The sequence below is a fragment of the Rhodococcus sp. B50 genome, from assembly GCF_013602415.1.
Taxonomy (GTDB): Bacteria; Actinomycetota; Actinomycetes; order Mycobacteriales; family Mycobacteriaceae; genus Rhodococcus.
In genome coordinates this window covers 1079763-1097252 of sequence record NZ_WPAG02000002.1, presented here as the reverse complement: position 1 = coordinate 1097252, position 17490 = coordinate 1079763, and the positions used below count along the sequence as shown (strand labels likewise).

Genomic DNA, 17490 nt, shown 5'->3' with positions numbered 1-17490 from the left:
ATGGTCAATCGATTGCACCGTACCCTCACCGCCGACGAGATCTTCGCGACCGGCATGCGCAACCAGTGGCACGCCGTGTGCCCGTCCGACTTCGTGGAACGCGGCAGCATCCGCAAGCTGCGCCGGCTGGGAGAGGACTGGGTTCTGTACCGCGGCTCCGACGGCACGGTCCGCATGCTCGCCGACCGTTGCCCGCACCGCGGCGCCCCGCTCTCGCAGGGTGTGCACCTCGGCGATCGCATCGCCTGCAAGTACCACGGCGTCGAGATCGACGGTACCGGCACCGTCGCGAGGGTGCCGGGCATGCCCGGCTGCAACCTCGAAGGAAAGAAGCTGGTGGCCTCGCTGCCCGTACGCGAGGTGGGCGGCGCGATCCTGGCCTGGTTCGGCACCGACCCCGACGTCGAGCCCGCACCGCTGGATCTTCCGGATCCGCTCGAGGACGAGGATGTCTCGGCCTTCCTCTGCTACGCCGAATGGGAAGCGCCGTGGCGGTTCGCCCTCGAGAACCTCCTCGACCCAATGCACGGCGCTTTCCTGCACCACGAATCGCACTCGATGTTCGGCGGCGAGACCTCCGCGCGATTCCGTATCCGGGAGACCGATCGCGGTTTCTTCTTCGAGAAGACCGATCAGCGCGGGGTCAACTTCGACTGGGTCGAGTACTGCCGCACCGGCGTCGACTGGGTGGACCTCGAGATCCCGTATCCGCCCACCGCCGGCCCGGGCGGATCGTTCGGAATCGTCGGCATGGGCACCCCCATCGACGCCGAGACCACCGCGGTGCTCTTCTGGCGTTACCGCCGGGTGCAGGGCTGGGAACGCGACGTGTGGCGGTTCCTGTACCGCACGGTACTCGAGGAACGCCACTGGGAGGTCCTCGAGCAGGACCGCGTCATGCTCGAGGGCATGGCCCCCGACGCCGATCGGGCCGAGAATCTCTACCAGCACGACCTCGGGGTGATGCGCCTGCGCCGCCTGTACCGTTCCCGCGCCGACGAACTCGCCAAGGAGATGGCCGGCTGACGAGCGGAAGAGCGGCGGAGACTTCGGTCTCCGCCGCTCTCTCCTATGTGGGTTGTGTGATTCGTCGGGATGCAACGGTAACGACGAGTGGTAGTCATCCGCCCTGGTGTCGGACGAGGGAGTGCTCGAGTTTGCGCAGCAGCTGCACGAGTTCGCCCTGGTCGTTCCTCGACAGCTCGGCGAGCATGCGCGTCTCGTTCTCGAAGTGCGCAACCGCGATCTCGTCGATGAGTTTCTTTCCGGCGGGGGTGAGTTCGGCGTACACGATGCGCCGATCCTCTGCGTCGCGTTCGCGTCGCACCAGTCCGGCCTTCTCGAGTCGGTCGATGCGCAGCGTGATCCCACCGGTGGTGACCAGTGAACTCTCCGCGAGCTGACCCGAGGTCATGCGGTACGGCTTCCCGGCGCGGCGCAGTGCGGCCAGAACGTCGAACGAGGCCATGTTGATGCCGTATTCGTCGAAGACGCGGCCGATCGCGCTCTGATACCGCAGATACGTGCGGTGGAGGCGTCCGAGCACCTCGAGGGGGGTGACGTCCAGGCCGGGCCACTCGCGGGCCCATTGGTCGACGATGTCGTCGACGGCGTCACGGTCGGGAACCCTGTCGCGCCCCACGTGCCCTCCTCGTGCTGTCGGAAATTCTTGGCCTCAGTGATTGAGCGCCAAGGCATCCCTCACGATACGGGCAGCGCGGGGCGCGTGGGGAGTTCGGGTCTCAGCGCGTCGCGGTGGCGATCGCGTCGATCTCGACGGTCGCACCGTAGGGCAGGGCGCTGACCTCGACGAAGGTGCGAGCCGGTCGCGGCTCGGCGAACAGCCGCTCGAACTGGCGGTTCGCCTCCTCACGCAACGACAGATCGGTGACGTAGTAGGTGAGCTTGGCGACGTCCTCCAGTTTGCCGCCGACCACGGCGAGCCGGTCGGTCATGCGGTCGATCGCGGCGTCGAGGGCTTCGTCACGCCCCTCGACCGCCACGCCTTCGGGGTCGACGGAGAGGGCGCCGGAGACGAAGACGAGATCGCCGGCAATGAAGGCGGGGCTGTAGGGATGGTGGGCGCTGACGGTGGTCAGGGACATCGTGATCACTCCTGGTTGCGGGACACGGTGTCATTTATCTTAGCGCTAAGATAGTGGGTGTGCCAGGGTCGAATCACTCTTGCGTGGACGGGTGACTCATGCCGACCAGGAACGCCAGCACAGCCCGCCGATGGTGATCACCGGTCCCGGTGGTCGTTGCGATTGGTACTGCGGGTATTTGCGGACGAGGGCGTCGAGACCGGCGGCGCCCTCGTCGGTGTCGGCGTCGTGGACTGTGGCGATACCGTCGATTCGAACCCACCACAGTTGCGCCCAGTCGTCGCTGTAGTGGTCGACGAGCACGCACACCCGCGGGTTCTCGGCGATGTCGGCGAGGCGACGTAGGCGTCGGGTGGATTTCGGCTTGTCGTCGACGCACGTGTGGATCACGTCGTTGTCGAGGGCGAACACGATCGGGACGAGGTGCGGCTTGCCGGCTCCGTCCGCGGTGGCCAGACGGGCAACTCGGGCATCGGCGACCAGGCGGCGGGCGTCCATGCACATCACCGTAGTCCCTCGACGTCATCGAGGCAGTGGTGCCGCGCGGGAACGCAGGCTCTTCTATGTCGTTATGCGGTAACGCTTTCCGGGCGGATTGATCAGGGCCCCGGCACACGGGACGAGATGGCACCAACCGGCGAACACGACAATCGCGAGTCAGAGGACGCGCTGGGACACGGACTTACGAGCGGCAGTCATCGGTCGTCACCCTATCTCGCCCTGCGTGGTCCTCTGGTGTCCGCAGCGCGGCACCGACGGATGACCGTCTGCCGGAGGAATGGTCAGTGTCGGCCGGGCAGATCGACCTCCGGCACGGTCTTGTCGGTCCGGAGTCCTCGCCAACTCGGATGCCGCAGGCTTCCGCCCGCGTACTCCCGATACTCGACCTCCCCGACGAGGATCGGCTCCACCCAGTGGGCGCCGTGGGTCTCCCGGACCGGTGGCGCGACCGTCAGGGGGGTGGTGGGTCGCTCCAGCGGACGTAGCTGCGACCGCAACTCACGACGCGTCGCGGCGGTGAATCCGGTCCCGACCCGGCCGATGAACACCAACCGCTCCTCGTCGTCGTGCGCGCCGAGCAGCAACGAGCCGATACCTCCGGCTGCCTTCCCGGCTCCGGGAAGCCAGCCCACGACCACAACCTCGGTGTTCCGCCGCAGTGGTGTCTTGATCCAGCCGTCGCTGCGGGTTCCGGGCAGATACGGAGCATCCGGATCCTTGGCGATGATCCCTTCGAGACCGTGTTCGCGGGCGACGGTGAGCATGGTCGGTGCGGCCACGTCGGTCCGATACGGCGACAGCTGAACCCGCGGGCCGGGGACGACCAGATCGTCGAGGACCGCCCGGCGCTCGAGATAGGACAACTCCGTCGTGGAGTGTCCGTCGAGAGCGAGGACGTCGAAGAGGTAGATCAGGACCGGAAACTCGACGCGTAGTTCCTCGGTGGGACGGTGGACGTGCATGCGGCGCTGCAACCGGGCGAAGGCCGGCCGGCCGCCGGCGTCCAGGGTGACGATCTCACCGTCGACGATGCAGTCCCGGCCGCCCGTCGCAGTGGTGAGCTCGTGCGGGAGTTCGGGGAAACTTCGGGTGATGTCGTTGCCGGTGCGGCTGGTCAGCCGACATTGTCCGTCGGCGACCGTGGCGAGGGTGCGCTGGCCGTCCCATTTCATCTCGAACGCCCAGTTCCCGGTCGGCGGCGGGCCGAGGGTCGCCAGCATCGGGGACAGTTCCGTCGATGTAGAGGGCATGTCCCGAGTCTGCGGCACGGGGCCGGAGCGGGACCGGCGAATGCGTGGTCTCGTCGAGTCGGTCTGCGTCCCTCGCGCCGTGACCCGGGCCGTGCGAGGCTGACGTCATGGCGAGTGTTGTTACCCAGAACATGACTCTCATCCCCGGGGGCACGTTCTGGATGGGGTCCGAGGATTTCTATCCGGAAGAACGACCGGTCCACCAGGTGACGGTCGACGGCTTCTGGATGGACACGCATCCGGTGACCGTCGCCGAGTTTCGACGCTTCGTGAAGGACACCGGCCACGTCACGACCGCCGAAGTCGCGCCCGACCCCGCCGACTATCCGGGCGCCGATCCGTCCCTGCTCGTACCTGGCTCGCTCGTGTTCACGCCTCCGCCGGGGCCGGTACCGCTCGACGACTACACACGGTGGTGGTCGTTCGTCCCGGGTGCCGACTGGCGCCACCCGGAAGGGCCCGGCAGCACCGCCGGCGGGCGGGAACGGCATCCCGTCACGCACGTGTCGTGGTTCGATGCCCGGGCCTATGCCGAATGGGCCGGCAAGGAACTGCCGACCGAAGCGGAATGGGAGTTCGCGGCCCGCGGTGGACTCGACCGTAAGGCATTTACATGGGGCGATGAGCACGAACCGAAGGGTCGGCCCGGCGGCAACGTCTGGCAAGGAGAATTCCCGTGGCAGAACCTCGAGACGGACGGATTCGCCGGAACCTCACCCGTCGGACACTTCCGACCGAACGGGTACGGCCTCCACGACATGGCGGGCAACGTGTGGGAGTGGACGGCCGACCACTTCACCGCAAACCATGCTTCGAGCGGCAAGAACGTCGCGCCGGCGTCGTCGTGCTGCATCCCGACGAATCCCCGGGTCGACAAAGCCGAACAGGATCCGCGCGAGGCGTATCCGCGTCGCGTCATCAAGGGCGGATCGCACCTGTGTGCCCCGAACTATTGCCTGCGGTACCGACCCGCGGCCCGCCAGGGCGACACCGCGGAAACCTCGACGTGCCATATCGGATTCCGGTGCATCATTCGTACGTGACAGGGCAGGTTTCACCCTGATCAGGGGTGCATTCGGTCCGATACCGGTGGTGTACTGGAGCGGATGGGGGTGAGAAGAGGCATCCACCATGAGCCAGGATCTGCGTCCGGATCCGATCCCGGGCGGAGAAAGTCTGCCGTTCCCACCGATGCCGTCAGGAAGCATCGCCGGACGGACCATGCAGGAATCGGTCTACAGCCCACGCGCACAGCACCGTCGCCTTCCCGAGGACGCTCCGAACATTCTCGTCGTCCTCATCGACGACGCGGGTCCCGGTCTGCCGAGCGCGTTCGGCGGCGAAGTGAGCACACCCACCCTCGGTCGCATGCTCGGCGAAGGGATCGGTTACAACCGCTTCCACACCACGGCGATGTGTTCGCCGACGCGCGCATCGTTGCTCACCGGACGCAACCACCATCGCGTGGGAAACGGACAGATCGCCGAACTCGCCAACGATTGGGACGGTTATTCCGGGCACATCCCGGAATCGAGCGCCACCGGAGCCGAGGTGCTACGCCACTACGGTTACACCACAGCGGCTTTCGGCAAGTGGCACAACACCCCGGCGGAGGAGACCACCGCGGCCGGTCCCTTCGACAACTGGCCCACCGGAGTCGGGTTCGACTACTTCTACGGCTTCCTCGCCGGTGAGGCGTCGCAGTACGAGCCGAATCTCGTCCGCAACACGACCGTCGTCCTGCCTCCGAAGACTCCCGAGCAGGGCTACCACCTCAGTGAGGACCTCGCCGACGACGCGATCGGCTGGTTGCGCCGCCACAAGGCACTCGATCCGTCCCGGCCGTTCTTCATGTACTGGGCCAGTGGTTGTCTGCACGGACCGCACCACATCATGAAGCCGTGGGCCGATCGGTATGCAGGCAAGTTCGACGACGGATGGGACGCCTACCGCGAGCGCGTGTTCGAGCGGGCCAAGGAGACGGGCTGGATCCCGCCGGAGGCCGAACTCACCGATCGTCACCCCACCATGGCGGCGTGGGACGATATCCCCGAGGAGGAGAAGCCCTTCCAACGACGGCTCATGGAGGTCGCGGCCGGATACGCCGAGCACTGCGACGTCCAGGCGGGGCGGTTGTTCGACGAACTCGACCGGCTGGGCTACCGCGACAACACCCTGGTCTTCTACATCTGGGGCGACAACGGGTCCTCCGGCGAGGGCCAGAACGGCACCATCAGCGAACTGCTCGCGCAGAACGGGATCCCCACGACCCCCGCCCAGCACATCGCGGCCCTCGACGAACTCGGCGGACTCGATGTTCTCGGCTCCCCGAAGACGGACAACATGTACCACGCGGGATGGGCCTGGGCCGGCAGCACGCCCTACAAGGGCATGAAGCTCCTTGCGTCCCATCTCGGGGGAACGCGTAATCCCATGGTGGTGCGCTGGCCCGCGCGTATCACTCCGGATCACACCCCACGCACCCAGTTCCTGCACTGCAACGACCTGGTACCGACCTTCTACGAACTGCTGGGCATCACACCGCCACGTACCGTCGACGGGATTCCGCAGGACCCCCTCGACGGTGCCGGTTTCGCCCGGACTTTCGTCGACCGTGACGCTCCGGCGGGCAAACTCACCCAGTACTTCGAGATCATGGGCAGCCGTGCGATCTATCACGACGGCTGGATGGCGTCGGCTTTCGGACCCCGCACACCCTGGCTGCCCGGTCTGCCCGGCGGCATCCGGGATTGGAGCCCGGACGACGACACCTGGGAGCTCTACCATCTCGACAAGGACTGGACACAGAACCGGGACCTCGCAGAGCAGTACCCCGAGAAGTTGACGCAACTGCGGGAGTTGTTCGCGATCGAAGCGGCCAAGAACAACGCCCTTCCGATCGGTGGGGGGCTCTGGGTCGCGGCGATCCATCCCGAACAACGCATCTCCACGCCCTACACGAGCTGGGACTTCACCGGCGACGTCACCCGAATGCCCGAATTCTGTGCTCCCGCGTTGGGAAACAAGAACAACCGGGTCTGCGTCGAAGTGACTTTCCCGGAGCGGGCCCACGGCGTCCTTTACGCGTTGGGTGCCAACGCAGGTGGTCTCACGTGCTTCGCGGACGACGGTTATCTCTGCTACGAGTACAACCTGTTCATTTTGATGCGGACGAAGATGCGCTCGGCGACCCGGGTCGCGCCCGGACGCCACCTCGTCGAGGTGATCACCGAGTATGCCGAGGCGCGCCTCGGTGGTCCGTTGAACGTCCGGATGTCCGTCGACGGGCAGGCGGTGGGGGAGACCGTCGTGCCGGTCAGCGCACCGTTGCTGTTCACTGCGAACGACTGCTTGGACATCGGCACCTGCCTGGGTTCACCGGTATCGCTCGACTACTACGACCGTGCACCGTTCCCGTTCGACGGGAGCATCGACAGGATGACCGTCGAATACACCTGAGCTGCACCTCCTCGCGCGACCCCGCTCCGGGCGATACGACCGCCCGGAGCGGCGGGATGCGTCAGTTGAGCTGGTCCGGATGAGGTCCGGTGCGCAGACCGCGATCTGCGGCGCCGATGGTGGACATGTCCTCGTCGGTCAGCTCGAAGTCGAAGACCTCGAAGTTCTCCCGGATCCGGGACGGGGTGACCGACTTGGGAATGACAACGTTGCCGAGCTGCAGGTGCCAGCGCAGCACCACCTGGGCCGGCGATGTGCCGGTGCGCGCGGCGATCGACGTGATTGCCGCATCATCCAGGACGGCGCCCTGAGCGAGCGGGCTCCACGCTTCGGTGGCAATGCCGTGCTCGATGTGGAAGGCGCGCAGTTCGCTCTGCTGCAGTCCGGGGTGGAGTTCGATCTGGTTGATCGCCGGGACGAGGGAGCTGCTGTCCAGCAGGCGCTGAAGATGGGCGGGCTGGAAGTTCGACACGCCCGCGGTGCGGATGCGTCCTTCCTCGACGAGGCGTTCGAGAGCGCGCCAGGTGTCGGCATAGAGATCCCGGGCCGGGGTCGGCCAGTGGATCAGGTAGAGGTCGAGACGCTCGAGGCCGAGTGCGGCGAGGCTGGTGTCGAAGGCACGGAGGGTGGCGTCGTAGCCCTGGTCGGAGTTCCATACCTTCGTCGTGACGAACAGTTCTTCGCGAGGCAGCCCGGAGTCCGCCAGCGCGCGACCGACGCCGGCCTCGTTGCCGTAGATCGCGGCGGTGTCGATGTGGCGGTAGCCGGTCTCGAGCGCGGCGCTCACGGCAGCCGTGGTCTCGTCTTCAGGGATCTGGAAGACGCCGAAACCGAGCTGGGGGATCTCGACGCCGTTGTTCAGGGTGACGGTGGGGATCGTGGAGGATGTCACGAGGTGGTGCTCCTTCAGGGGTGTGTGCGATGGTCCGGGTCAGGGGTGGACGGGTTCGACTGCAGCATCGGATGTGCTGTGGAGGCCGGGTTCTGTGGATGGTCGAACAGTGTTGGTGTGCTCGTCCTTTCGCTGAAGTCGGTGTGACAGGACCGCTGGGATCAGAGCGGAGACGGCCAGGACGGCCCCGACCGCGTTGGGTGCCGTGTACCCGAATCCGGCGGAGATCACCATTCCGCCGAGCCAGGCGGCGAGAGCGTTGCCGAGATTGAACGCGCCGATGTTGGCGGCCGAAGCCAGTGTCGGTGCACCGTGTGCATGGTCGAGGACGTGCTTCTGCAAGGGCGGGACGGTGGCGAAACCGAGGGCACCGATGAGGAAGACGGCCGCGACCGATATTGCTTTGTCGGAGGCCAGGAAGGTGAACAGCCCGAGGACCACGGCGAGGCCGGTGAGCGCGGTGTAGAGCATCGGCATGAGGTTGCGGTCGGCGAAATGTCCGCCGATGAGGTTGCCGACCACCATGCCCATGCCGAAGACCGCCATCAGCCACGGGACGGAGGACTCGGCGAAGCCGCCGATATCGGTCAGGATCGGGGCGATGTAGGTGATTGCGGCGAACACGCCGCCGAAGCCGAGGACGGTCATGGTCATGGCCAGCACGACCTGGACGTTCTTGAAGGCCGCGACCTCATGACGTAGCCGCACGCCTTCGGGTCGGGGGATGTCGGGGACGAGCTTCGCGATGCCGGCCAGGCCGACGACGCCGAGCGCGGCGACGATCAGGAAGGTGGCACGCCAACCTGCGGTATGGCCGACGAAGGTGCCCATCGGCACACCGACGACATTGGCCACCGTCAGCCCGGTGAACATCAGGGAGATGGCGGACGCCTTCTTCTGCGGCGCGACCAGTTCGGCGGCGACGACCGAGCCGATGCCGAAGAAGGCGCCGTGGGCGAGGGAGGCGACGACGCGGCCGATCAGCATGACGGCGAAGGTGGGAGCGAGGGCGGAGACGACGTTGCCCAGGACGAACAAGCCCATGAGCAGCATCAACATGTTCTTGCGGGAGATCCTGGTGCCGAGTGCCGTCATGATCGGCGCGCCGATCATGACACCGAGGGCGTAGCCGGTGACCAGATATCCGGCAGTAGGGATCGAGACGCCGAGATCCGATCCGACCTGGGGAAGCAACCCCATGATCACGAATTCGGTGGTGCCGATTCCGAAGGCGCCGATGGCCAGGGCCAGCAGGGCGAGTGGCATGAGAACGATCCTTCGATCGATAGAAGAGGCGCAGACGCGCTTTATTTGCGTCGACAATAATTGCAGACGCCGACTAAGTGCAAGCGCGGGTATAGTGAGCGATGTGACAACGCCGGCAGGCAGTCGGCGTCACCTTCTCGTACGATCGACCGAGGGAGCCGACCATGACCGCCACGGATCCGACGATGACCGCCCTGGCCAACAGCTGGTCGGCGCTGTCGCTGTTGCACGGGCGGATCGAGAATCGGATCGAGAGCGCCCTGCAGTTCGGTCACGGGTTGAGTGCGCGCGAATACTCACTGCTGGATGTGCTCAACCGGCAGTACGACGGGGAAGGCGGTCATCTCCAGATGCGACAGGTCGCCGATGCCGTCGTCCTCAGTCAGAGTGCCACCACGCGCCTGGTCACCCGGCTCGAGGACCGTGGGTTGCTCTCGCGCTATCTGTGTCCGACCGACCGCCGCGGAATCTACACCGACGTCACCGATGCCGGTCGGCGTCTGCTCGAGGAAGCACGGCCGACCCACAACACCGCTCTGCGTGAGGCACTCGACGAGGCCGCGGCCGAACCCGTCCTCGCGCCGTTGGTCGACGCCATCCGGCAATTGCAGGGCTCGTGATCGGATATCCGAAAAACCCGCTCCGGCAGAACATCTTGTCGGAGCGGGATGGACGGACGGGTGTACGGGGGCAGGGTCAGAACGGGTCGGCACCGACACTCTGGGCGTAGTAGCCGCGGATGTGCTCGACGATGCACTTCCGGGCGAGCGTGGCATCGCCGGCGCGGACCGCGTCGACGAGACCGCGGTGCTCGTGACGCAGCCGCACACAGGTCGCGGGCCAGTCGGTGTGCGGTGCACCCGCGAGGACGTAGCTCTCGATGGAGTCGCGCAGACCGGCCATCATCGCTGCGACCACGAGGTTGCCGGCCGCGTCGGCCATCGCGACATGGAACTGGGCGTCGAGGACCAGGAACTCGGGTGCGGCCAACTCCGGATCGTCCATCGCGTCCAGAATTTCCTCGGCCTGCGCGAGTTCCGGTACCGGTGTGTGGTTGGCCAGCGTCTGCATCACTTCCGTCTCAAGCACCAGGCGCGTGCGGACGATGTCGGACACCGGGAAATTCTGCGCCGCCACCTGCAGGCGCATGAGCATCGACATTCCGCCGGTGGGCCGTGAGACGATCATCGCACCGGCGTTCGGCCCGGACCCGGTGTGGGTGCTGAGCAGTCCGAGGGCCTCCATCACCCGCAGCGCCTCACGAACCGAGGACCGGCCGACGCCGAGTTGTGCCGCGAGCGTTCGTTCCGGTGGCAGACGCTGGCCCGGGCCGAGTTCTCCCGTGACCAGCATCTGCTCGAGGCGGTCGAGCACCTGCTCCCACGCGCGACCCTCGGACGACGACATGACTTCAGAGCCTAGCCGATTCCCGATGGGGGGAGCATTCAGGACAACACCGGTGTCGACTCGTGAATCACCTCGAGGGCGTGCTCTCGCGACGATTGCGGCAGCGGCTCCCTGGCACCGGCGCAGCACCTCCGGTGGGTTGGCGGTGACGATCGTAAAACGTGCATCGAATCCTCGAGCGTATGGTTCAATGTGGTCTGACCACATACCGGATTCGGAGATCTCCATGCGAATCGCCCTGTTCGCGACGTGCCTCGGCGACACGATGTTCCCGGAAGCCGTTTCGGCGACCGCCCTCCTGCTCGCCCGGCTCGGGCACGACGTCGTCTTCCCCGAACGCCAGACCTGCTGCGGCCAGATGCACGTCAACACCGGCTACCAACCCGACGCGCTGCCGCTCGTCGAGAACTACGTCGAGGCCTTCGACGACAGCAGCATCGACGCGATCGTCGCCCCCTCGGGCTCGTGCGTCGGATCCGTCCGTCACCAGCACGGCATCGTCGCCTCCCGTTACGGTTCCGCGTCGTTGTGCGGGCGGGTCGACACCGTGAAGGCAAAAACCTACGAGTTGTCCGAATTCCTCGTCGACGTCCTCGGAGTCACCGACGTCGGCGCCTACTTCCCGCACCGGGTGACCTATCACCCGACCTGCCACTCGTTGCGGATGCTGCGGGTTGGGGAGAAGCCGCTCCAGCTGTTGCGTGCCGTCCGTGAGATCGACCTCGTCGAACTGCCCCAGGCGGATTCGTGCTGCGGATTCGGCGGCACGTTCGCGATCAAGAACGCCGAGACCTCCACCGCGATGCTCGCCGACAAGCTCACCGATGTCGCCGCCACCGGCGCCGAATACTGCAGCGCCGGTGACTCGTCGTGCCTGATGCACATCGGTGGCGGTCTCACACGACTGCGTACCGGTACCCGCACTATCCACCTTGCCGAGATCCTCGCCTCCGTGGAACCGGCCGTCGCCCCCAAGGGAGTACCCGCGTGACCGCACTCGGTATGCCCGTCGTCCCCCCGCGCGGATCCGGAAACCTGCGCGGCGTGAAGAAGTTTCCCGACGCAGCGCGCCAGGAACTCTCGAACCCGCAGCTGCGCCGCAACATCGGCAAGGCCACCCACACGATCCGCGCCAAGCGACTGAACGTGACCGGAGAACTGCCCGATTGGGAGCAACTTCGTGACGCTGGTGCCGCCATCAAGGCCGACGTGCTCAACCGGCTACCGGAGTTGCTCATCCGGCTCGAGGAGGCGGTCACCGCCCGCGGGGGGGTGGTGCACTGGGCGGCCGACGCCGCCGAGGCCAACGCCATCGTCACCGAGCTGATCCGGAGGACGGGATCGGACGAGGTCCTCAAGGTCAAATCGATGGCCACCCAGGAGATCGGTCTCAACGAGCACCTCGAGGCGCAAGGAATCGCGGCCTACGAAACCGATCTCGCGGAGCTCATCGTCCAACTCGGCCACGACAAGCCCTCGCACATCCTCGTCCCCGCCATCCACCGCAACCGCGCGGAGATCCGCGAGATCTTCCTGCGCGAGATGCCGGGCGTCGACCCGGAACTCGACGACAACCCCCGTCACCTTGCGGCCGCGGCACGAAAGTTCCTGCGACACAAGTTCATGACCGTGCCGGTCGCGGTGTCGGGCGCGAACTTCGGCATCGCCGAGACCGGCACCCTTGCCGTCGTCGAATCCGAGGGTAACGGCCGCATGTGCCTGACCCTGCCGCAGACCCTCATCACCGTCATGGGCATCGAGAAGCTGCTGCCCACCTTCCGCGATCTCGAGGTCTTCCTGCAGTTGCTGCCGCGCTCGTCGACGGGGGAGCGCATGAACCCCTACACGTCGATGTGGACCGGGGTCACCCCCGGCGACGGCCCGCAGGAATTCCACCTCGTCCTGCTCGACAACGGTCGCACCGCTGCGCTCGCCGACGAGATCGGACGCGAAGCGCTGCACTGCATCCGATGCTCGGCCTGCCTGAACGTATGCCCGGTCTACGAGCGCACCGGAGGCCACGCCTACGGCTCGACGTATCCGGGTCCGATCGGCGCCGTCCTCAGCCCCCAGTTGGCCGGGATGGATCAACCCGACGACCCCAACTCCAGCCTGCCGTTCGCGTCGAGCCTGTGCGGTGCCTGCTACGACGCGTGCCCCGTGAAGATCGACATCCCGTCGCTGCTGGTCGAACTGCGGCACCAGAAGGTCGAACACGCCCGTTTCGGACCCGAGGCCGCGGCGATGAAGGCCGCGTCGCTGGCGATGTCGTCCTCACGACGCTGGACGGCCGCGCAGAAGGCCGCCGGACTCGGCCGCGTCCTCGCCGGGAAGAAGGGGAAGATCACCAGTCTGCCCGGTCCGCTCGCCGGCTGGACCGACGCCCGCGACATGCCGGCCCCGCCGAAACGGACCTTCCGGCAATGGTGGGCATCCGACGAAGGACGTGCCGCGCTCGCCGAGGCACGCGAGGAAGGGCAGCAGAGATGAGCAGCCGCGACGCGATTCTCGGCCGGATCCGCTCGGCTCAGACCCTGGCACCGCCGGTGCCGGTCGAGGTGTCGCGCGACTACCGGCTCGGACGCACCCTGCCGGACGCGGAGCGCCGCGAACTGCTGGTGGACCGGCTGGTCGATTACAAGGCCCACGTGCACACGAGCACGTCGGAGGATCTGCCCGTCGTGCTGGCAAGAATTCTCACGGATCGTGGGGTGCGCCGCGTGGGAATCCCGGAGGGTCTGGAGCCGTCCTGGTCGGCGCAGTTCGGCGGCGCCGTGGTGGTCGACTCCACCGACCGGCCCGCAGCCGACCTCGGCGAGCTCGACGGCGTCGTCACCGCCTCGGCCGTCACCTGCGCCGAGACGGGCACAATCTTTCTCGATGGCAGCCCCGGCCAGGGACGACGCGCGCTGACGCTGGTCCCCGACCTGCACGTGTGCGTGGTGGCGATGAGCGACGTCGAGGTGGGAGTACCCGAAACGCTGGCCCGGCTCGTCCCGGACCGGCCCATCACGATGATCAGCGGACCGTCGGCGACCTCGGATATCGAACTCGAACGCGTCGAGGGCGTGCACGGCCCCCGCACCCTGGAGGTGGTGATCGTCGGGTGAGTGTGCTGACCGAGCGGGTGAACTCCTCGATCAGCGCCGCCACCCGTGCGGGCCGGCCGAGTTGCGGCACATGCCCCGCGGCCAGCACTTCCAGTCGAGCGTCCGGTACGAGTTCCGCGACCGCCTGCGCGTCCCTCACCCGCACGACAGGATCGTGGTCGCCCCAGATCATCAGCGTGGGGACCTGTAGCCGGCGCAGCGCCTCCGGGCGGATCCTGGCTGCCGGCCGCGGGCCGAACGGCGACAGGATCGCCCGCAACTCCGCCACGTTCGCCGCCCGCGCGACGGGGTCGTGCGCCGCGTCGACGAGCGAGTCGAGCAGTTCCGGGTACCGCCGGATCGTGTCGCCCTCACCCATCGAGGACAGCAGGTGCAGCAGCATCCGCCGACCCGGCTTCACCGTGCGCCCGAGGAATTGTCCGAGCACCGGGGTCGCCATGAGCCGGATATCCGGCGGAATCCGGGCACCGGGCAGCAGCGGGACGGACCCGAGCATGACCACGCCCCGCACCCGCGCCGGGCGATCGAGGGCGTACCAGACCGACCAGATCCCTCCGCCCGACGCTCCGACGAGGACCGCCGACTCGAGTCCGAGCCCGTCGAGCACGTCCTCGACGAAGCCGACCGCATGCTGCCGAAGGTCGGCGCGGCGGAACTCCGACGGATCGCTCAGGCCGAACCCCGGCCGATCGACGAGGTACGAGTGCACTGCCGTCGTGTGCTCGAGCAGCATCAGATGCGACAACGACGAGGTGTTGTTGCCGTGCAGGTGGACGACCGGCGCACCGTCACCGGCCTCGACTACGTGTGCCCGGCCCGCCCGCGTCCGTATGAATCGGCTCCGGCCCCCCGCGTTCCGGACCATCCGGTCGTATCTGTCCTGCACCCGAGCCGGATGGCTCGGTACGCGCGTCTGGGTGTTCATGATGACCTCCGGATCTCGTCCTCGTCTTCACGATCCGTCGTCGAACACGGCGTGACCAGTTCGAAATCCGAACCGCGCACGGGGGTCGGGCGGTGGGACACTCGAGGTGTGGGCGCGAGCGGATCCGTCGGGTACTGCTCCTTCACCAAGGCCATCGAACACCTCGGTGACCGGTGGAGTCTGCTCGTCGTACGGCAGCTGGGGACCTTCGGGCCGCAGGGCTTCAACGACCTGGCCACCGGGTTGCCCGGCCGCATCTCGCGATCGGTGCTCGCCGACCGGTTGCGCCGGCTGGAGATGCTGGGGGTGGTGTCCCGCTGCGAGGGCCCGCACCCGGACTATCGTCTCACCGACGTCGGTCTCGGGTTGATGACACCGCTCGGCGCGCTGCGCACCTGGGCGGAGGCATGGCTGCCGGACGATCCGGAGATGGTCGAACGCGACCCGGACGTCGTGCTCGCTTGGCTGGCGCAACGGGTGGATCGCGCCCACTGTCCGGTCCGGCCGGTCGTCCTCGAGTTCCGGCCGCATCAGCGGTGCGACCGCAGGTACTGGCTCGTCGTGCAGCGCGGCGCTGAGCCCTACGGATGCCTCACCGATCCGCTGCTGGACCCGACCCGCTACGTGTACGTGGAGTCGTCGATGCCGGCCTTGCTGGCGCTCGCCCGCGGTCGGTGCGATTGGTCGCGCGCGTGCGGGGACGGATCGGTCACGGCTGCAGGTGATCCCGAACTGGTTTCGCGTGTGGGGGAATGGTTCCGGCTACGCACCAGTGGCGCCACCCGTCCCGTCGAAATGGGGTAGTCGTCTACGCAGGCGGCGGCATCGCCCGGTTCCCATACTGATCCCGCGGGATTCTCCCGCATTTCTTGTCACTCTTCGGATCAGAGGAACACATCATGATGACGGACGATGCCGACGGCCGTGTCGAAGCCGAGACCACGGGCCGGCAGATCATCACTTTCACCGAGGACAGCACCCACGAGGAACGTGTGGCCGCGCTCGAGGCGATCAGCGGCGTGAACTCGATCGCCTCCAGCGACGAGGCGGGTCCCGAAGCGGTTCCCGCCGACGAACTCGAATCCGCCGACGCAACCATCTTCGAACGACTCGGGGTGGCTGTCGCCGCAGTCGACGGGTCTCAGGTCGAATCACTCGAGGAAGTCGCACGCCAGGATCCCGCGATCGTGGCCGTGGAACCCGAACACGTCGTCCATAGCCTGGCGGCACCGCCGGCCATGGAGACGCACCTGGCGGACGGTCGCAGGCACACCTGGGGCCTACAGGCCACCCGTGCGCTCGCGTCGCAGTTCGATGGGGCGGGCGTCCGGGTAGCCGTGCTCGACACCGGGTTCGACCTGAACCATCCGGACTTCGCGGGCCGGACGATCACCAGCAAGTCGTTCATCGCAGGCCAGGCCGTCCAGGACGGGAACGGTCACGGCACCCACTGCGTCGGCACGTCGTGCGGCCCGCGGAATCTTCCGAACGCGCGCGGTTACGGCGTCGCGCCACGGGCCGCGATCTTCGTCGGGAAGGTGCTGAGCAATCAGGGCAGCGGGTCCGATTCCACGATCCTCGCCGGGATCGAATGGGCGTTGGCCAACGGATGCCATGTGGTCTCGATGTCGCTCGGCGCCAACGTACCTCAGCCAGTATCGGCGTACGAGGCCGTCGGACAGCGTGCACTGTCCGCCGGAACGCTGATCATCGCGGCCGCGGGTAACAATGCGCGCCGGCCGGCGGACCCCGGATTCGTCGGAAGCCCCGCGAACTCGCCGTCGATCATGGCGGTCGCGGCACTGGCGTCCGACCTGAAGATGGCAGCCTTCTCCGCCAGAGCCACCGTGGTTCCCGGTGGCGCCATCGACATCGCCGCACCCGGTGTAGACGTGTACTCGTCATGGCCGATGCCGGACCGCTACAACACGATCAGCGGAACGTCCATGGCCACACCCCACGTGGCGGGATTGGCGGCGCTCATCGTGCAGAGCACGGCGAAGACCGGAAAGGAACTCTGGAAAACGCTGGTCGACGGAGCCGAGGTGCTGCCGCTGCCGCAGACCGATGCAGGCGCGGGGCTGGCCACCGCGCCGTGAGGACGGCGGGCTGTGCGTACGACCTCCGTCGGCTGCGTAGTCCTGTTCTTCGTGGTCCTGGTGTCGGCGATGGCCTGTTCGCGCGACGCCACGAATCCACGACGAGACAGCACGTCGAAGGGTGGGGAAGCATCCGTGATCGAGACACATCGAGAGCAACTGGTCGTCCTTGCCCCCGAGCAGGCCGACGAGGCCCTTGCCGAGATCGAGGCCGTCGCCTCGGTGACCCAGTTGCTTCGGCCACGGCTGCTCCTCGTCCTCACGGATCCCGAAGTAAGGGAGGGTATTCGAAGAATCCCTGGCGTCCTGGAGATCTACGACACTGCCCCCGAGGGCGGGCCACTCGGTTTGTCGCCCGAGGAGCAGCTGTTCGTGGACGCCTGGGCCGCTCGAAGCGCGCCGAAGACGCGCCCCGGCGAGGGGTCGAACTGGGACGCTCCCGGGTTCGAACCGCCGGATATCCCCGGCCGGTGACG

General features: G+C 67.1%; 18 protein-coding genes. 10 read left to right on the top strand and 8 right to left on the bottom strand.

Annotated features, from left to right (window positions below; all coding sequences use genetic code 11):
* Positions 1-1026: an aromatic ring-hydroxylating oxygenase subunit alpha gene (locus GON09_RS05405; RefSeq protein WP_213930923.1), complete on the top strand. Its 1026-nt coding sequence runs from the start codon at positions 1-3 to the stop codon at positions 1024-1026.
* 94 nt (positions 1027-1120) lie between these two features.
* On the opposite strand, the gene GON09_RS05400 is transcribed toward GON09_RS05405, so the two are convergent.
* The 4 genes from GON09_RS05400 to ligD all read right to left on the bottom strand — a co-directional run bounded on the left by GON09_RS05400 (position 1121) and on the right by ligD (position 3856).
* Positions 1121-1642 carry a MarR family winged helix-turn-helix transcriptional regulator gene (locus GON09_RS05400; RefSeq protein ID WP_213930922.1) on the bottom strand — a complete coding sequence of 174 codons (522 nt, stop codon included), beginning with the start codon at positions 1640-1642 and terminating at the stop codon, positions 1121-1123.
* Positions 1643-1742: 100 nt separating this feature from the next.
* On the bottom strand, positions 1743-2105 hold the full coding sequence (locus GON09_RS05395; RefSeq protein ID WP_213930921.1) for a RidA family protein: 363 nt from the start codon (positions 2103-2105) through the stop codon (positions 1743-1745).
* 96 nt (positions 2106-2201) lie between these two features.
* Positions 2202-2603 (bottom strand): TIGR03668 family PPOX class F420-dependent oxidoreductase, encoded by a 402-nt coding sequence (locus GON09_RS05390; RefSeq protein ID WP_213930920.1) that lies wholly within the window; start codon positions 2601-2603, stop codon positions 2202-2204.
* Between the two features lie 284 nt (positions 2604-2887).
* On the bottom strand, positions 2888-3856 hold the full coding sequence (ligD, locus tag GON09_RS05385; protein ID WP_213930919.1) for a non-homologous end-joining DNA ligase: 969 nt from the start codon (positions 3854-3856) through the stop codon (positions 2888-2890).
* A gap of 131 nt (positions 3857-3987) precedes the next feature.
* Here ligD and GON09_RS05380 point away from each other — a divergent pair, with 131 nt between their 5' ends.
* Entirely contained in the window at positions 3988-4899 is a 912-nt protein-coding gene (locus GON09_RS05380; RefSeq protein WP_213934294.1) for a formylglycine-generating enzyme family protein, read from the top strand.
* An 88-nt stretch (positions 4900-4987) separates the two neighbouring features.
* Positions 4988-7315, top strand: coding sequence for an arylsulfatase (locus GON09_RS05375; protein WP_213930918.1), 2328 nt, complete (start codon positions 4988-4990; stop codon positions 7313-7315).
* Positions 7316-7376: 61 nt separating this feature from the next.
* Here the strand turns inward: GON09_RS05375 and GON09_RS05370 are convergent, their stop codons facing one another.
* Both GON09_RS05370 and GON09_RS05365 read right to left on the bottom strand, forming a co-directional pair.
* Entirely contained in the window at positions 7377-8207 is an 831-nt protein-coding gene (locus tag GON09_RS05370) for an aldo/keto reductase (RefSeq protein ID WP_213930917.1), read from the bottom strand.
* Between the two features lie 39 nt (positions 8208-8246).
* A complete protein-coding gene (locus tag GON09_RS05365) occupies positions 8247-9473 on the bottom strand; it encodes an MFS transporter (protein WP_213930916.1) in 1227 nt (408 codons plus the stop codon).
* Positions 9474-9637: 164 nt separating this feature from the next.
* Here GON09_RS05365 and GON09_RS05360 point away from each other — a divergent pair, with 164 nt between their 5' ends.
* Positions 9638-10093, top strand: a complete 456-nt coding sequence (locus GON09_RS05360) for a MarR family winged helix-turn-helix transcriptional regulator (RefSeq protein ID WP_213930915.1) — start codon at positions 9638-9640, stop codon at positions 10091-10093.
* A 76-nt stretch (positions 10094-10169) separates the two neighbouring features.
* Here the strand turns inward: GON09_RS05360 and GON09_RS05355 are convergent, their stop codons facing one another.
* The gene (locus GON09_RS05355) at positions 10170-10880 is read right to left on the bottom strand and encodes a FadR/GntR family transcriptional regulator (RefSeq protein ID WP_213930914.1); all 711 of its coding nucleotides are present in this window, start codon (positions 10878-10880) and stop codon (positions 10170-10172) included.
* 226 nt (positions 10881-11106) lie between these two features.
* Between GON09_RS05355 and GON09_RS05350 the strand changes: the two genes are divergently transcribed.
* Genes GON09_RS05350 through GON09_RS05340 form a run of 3 tightly spaced genes read left to right on the top strand, consistent with a single transcriptional unit; the run spans position 11107 to position 13990 of the window.
* A complete protein-coding gene (locus GON09_RS05350; protein ID WP_213930913.1) occupies positions 11107-11871 on the top strand; it encodes a (Fe-S)-binding protein in 765 nt (254 codons plus the stop codon).
* Positions 11868-13370 (top strand): LutB/LldF family L-lactate oxidation iron-sulfur protein, encoded by a 1503-nt coding sequence (locus tag GON09_RS05345; protein ID WP_213930912.1) that lies wholly within the window; start codon positions 11868-11870, stop codon positions 13368-13370. Before GON09_RS05350 ends, GON09_RS05345 begins: the two co-directional genes overlap by 4 nt.
* Positions 13367-13990, top strand: a complete 624-nt coding sequence (locus GON09_RS05340) for a LutC/YkgG family protein (RefSeq protein WP_213930911.1) — start codon at positions 13367-13369, stop codon at positions 13988-13990. Before GON09_RS05345 ends, GON09_RS05340 begins: the two co-directional genes overlap by 4 nt.
* Here the strand turns inward: GON09_RS05340 and GON09_RS05335 are convergent.
* The gene (locus tag GON09_RS05335; RefSeq protein WP_213930910.1) at positions 13899-14915 is read right to left on the bottom strand and encodes an alpha/beta fold hydrolase; all 1017 of its coding nucleotides are present in this window, start codon (positions 14913-14915) and stop codon (positions 13899-13901) included. The two genes, GON09_RS05340 and GON09_RS05335, sit on opposite strands and share 92 nt — an antisense overlap.
* A gap of 108 nt (positions 14916-15023) precedes the next feature.
* Between GON09_RS05335 and GON09_RS05330 the strand changes: the two genes are divergently transcribed.
* The 3 genes from GON09_RS05330 (at position 15024) to GON09_RS05320 (ending at position 17488) form a co-directional block, all read left to right on the top strand.
* The gene (locus GON09_RS05330) at positions 15024-15719 is read left to right on the top strand and encodes a winged helix-turn-helix transcriptional regulator (RefSeq protein ID WP_213930909.1); all 696 of its coding nucleotides are present in this window, start codon (positions 15024-15026) and stop codon (positions 15717-15719) included.
* 95 nt (positions 15720-15814) lie between these two features.
* Complete coding sequence (locus GON09_RS05325; protein ID WP_213930908.1) at positions 15815-17014, top strand: S8 family peptidase; 1200 nt, start codon at positions 15815-15817, stop codon at positions 17012-17014.
* A gap of 12 nt (positions 17015-17026) precedes the next feature.
* The gene (locus GON09_RS05320; protein ID WP_213930907.1) at positions 17027-17488 is read left to right on the top strand and encodes a hypothetical protein; all 462 of its coding nucleotides are present in this window, start codon (positions 17027-17029) and stop codon (positions 17486-17488) included.
* Positions 17489-17490 lie beyond the last annotated feature (2 nt).

What these genes read in the sequence shown, in the direction of transcription:
- GON09_RS05365 (WP_213930916.1), bottom strand. Translation starts at nt 9,473, where the DNA reads ATGCCACTCGCCCTGCTGGCCCTGGCCATCGGCGCCTTCGGAATCGGC.
- GON09_RS05325 (WP_213930908.1), top strand. Translation starts at nt 15,815, where the DNA reads ATGATGACGGACGATGCCGACGGCCGTGTCGAAGCCGAGACCACGGGC.
- GON09_RS05350 (WP_213930913.1), top strand. Translation starts at nt 11,107, where the DNA reads ATGCGAATCGCCCTGTTCGCGACGTGCCTCGGCGACACGATGTTCCCG.
- GON09_RS05335 (WP_213930910.1), bottom strand. Translation starts at nt 14,915, where the DNA reads ATGAACACCCAGACGCGCGTACCGAGCCATCCGGCTCGGGTGCAGGAC.
- GON09_RS05405 (WP_213930923.1), top strand. Translation starts at nt 1, where the DNA reads ATGGTCAATCGATTGCACCGTACCCTCACCGCCGACGAGATCTTCGCG.
- GON09_RS05360 (WP_213930915.1), top strand. Translation starts at nt 9,638, where the DNA reads ATGACCGCCACGGATCCGACGATGACCGCCCTGGCCAACAGCTGGTCG.
- GON09_RS05375 (WP_213930918.1), top strand. Translation starts at nt 4,988, where the DNA reads ATGAGCCAGGATCTGCGTCCGGATCCGATCCCGGGCGGAGAAAGTCTG.
- ligD (WP_213930919.1), bottom strand. Translation starts at nt 3,856, where the DNA reads ATGCCCTCTACATCGACGGAACTGTCCCCGATGCTGGCGACCCTCGGC.
- GON09_RS05340 (WP_213930911.1), top strand. Translation starts at nt 13,367, where the DNA reads ATGAGCAGCCGCGACGCGATTCTCGGCCGGATCCGCTCGGCTCAGACC.
- GON09_RS05395 (WP_213930921.1), bottom strand. Translation starts at nt 2,105, where the DNA reads ATGTCCCTGACCACCGTCAGCGCCCACCATCCCTACAGCCCCGCCTTC.
- GON09_RS05380 (WP_213934294.1), top strand. Translation starts at nt 3,988, where the DNA reads ATGACTCTCATCCCCGGGGGCACGTTCTGGATGGGGTCCGAGGATTTC.
- GON09_RS05390 (WP_213930920.1), bottom strand. Translation starts at nt 2,603, where the DNA reads ATGGACGCCCGCCGCCTGGTCGCCGATGCCCGAGTTGCCCGTCTGGCC.
- GON09_RS05355 (WP_213930914.1), bottom strand. Translation starts at nt 10,880, where the DNA reads ATGTCGTCGTCCGAGGGTCGCGCGTGGGAGCAGGTGCTCGACCGCCTC.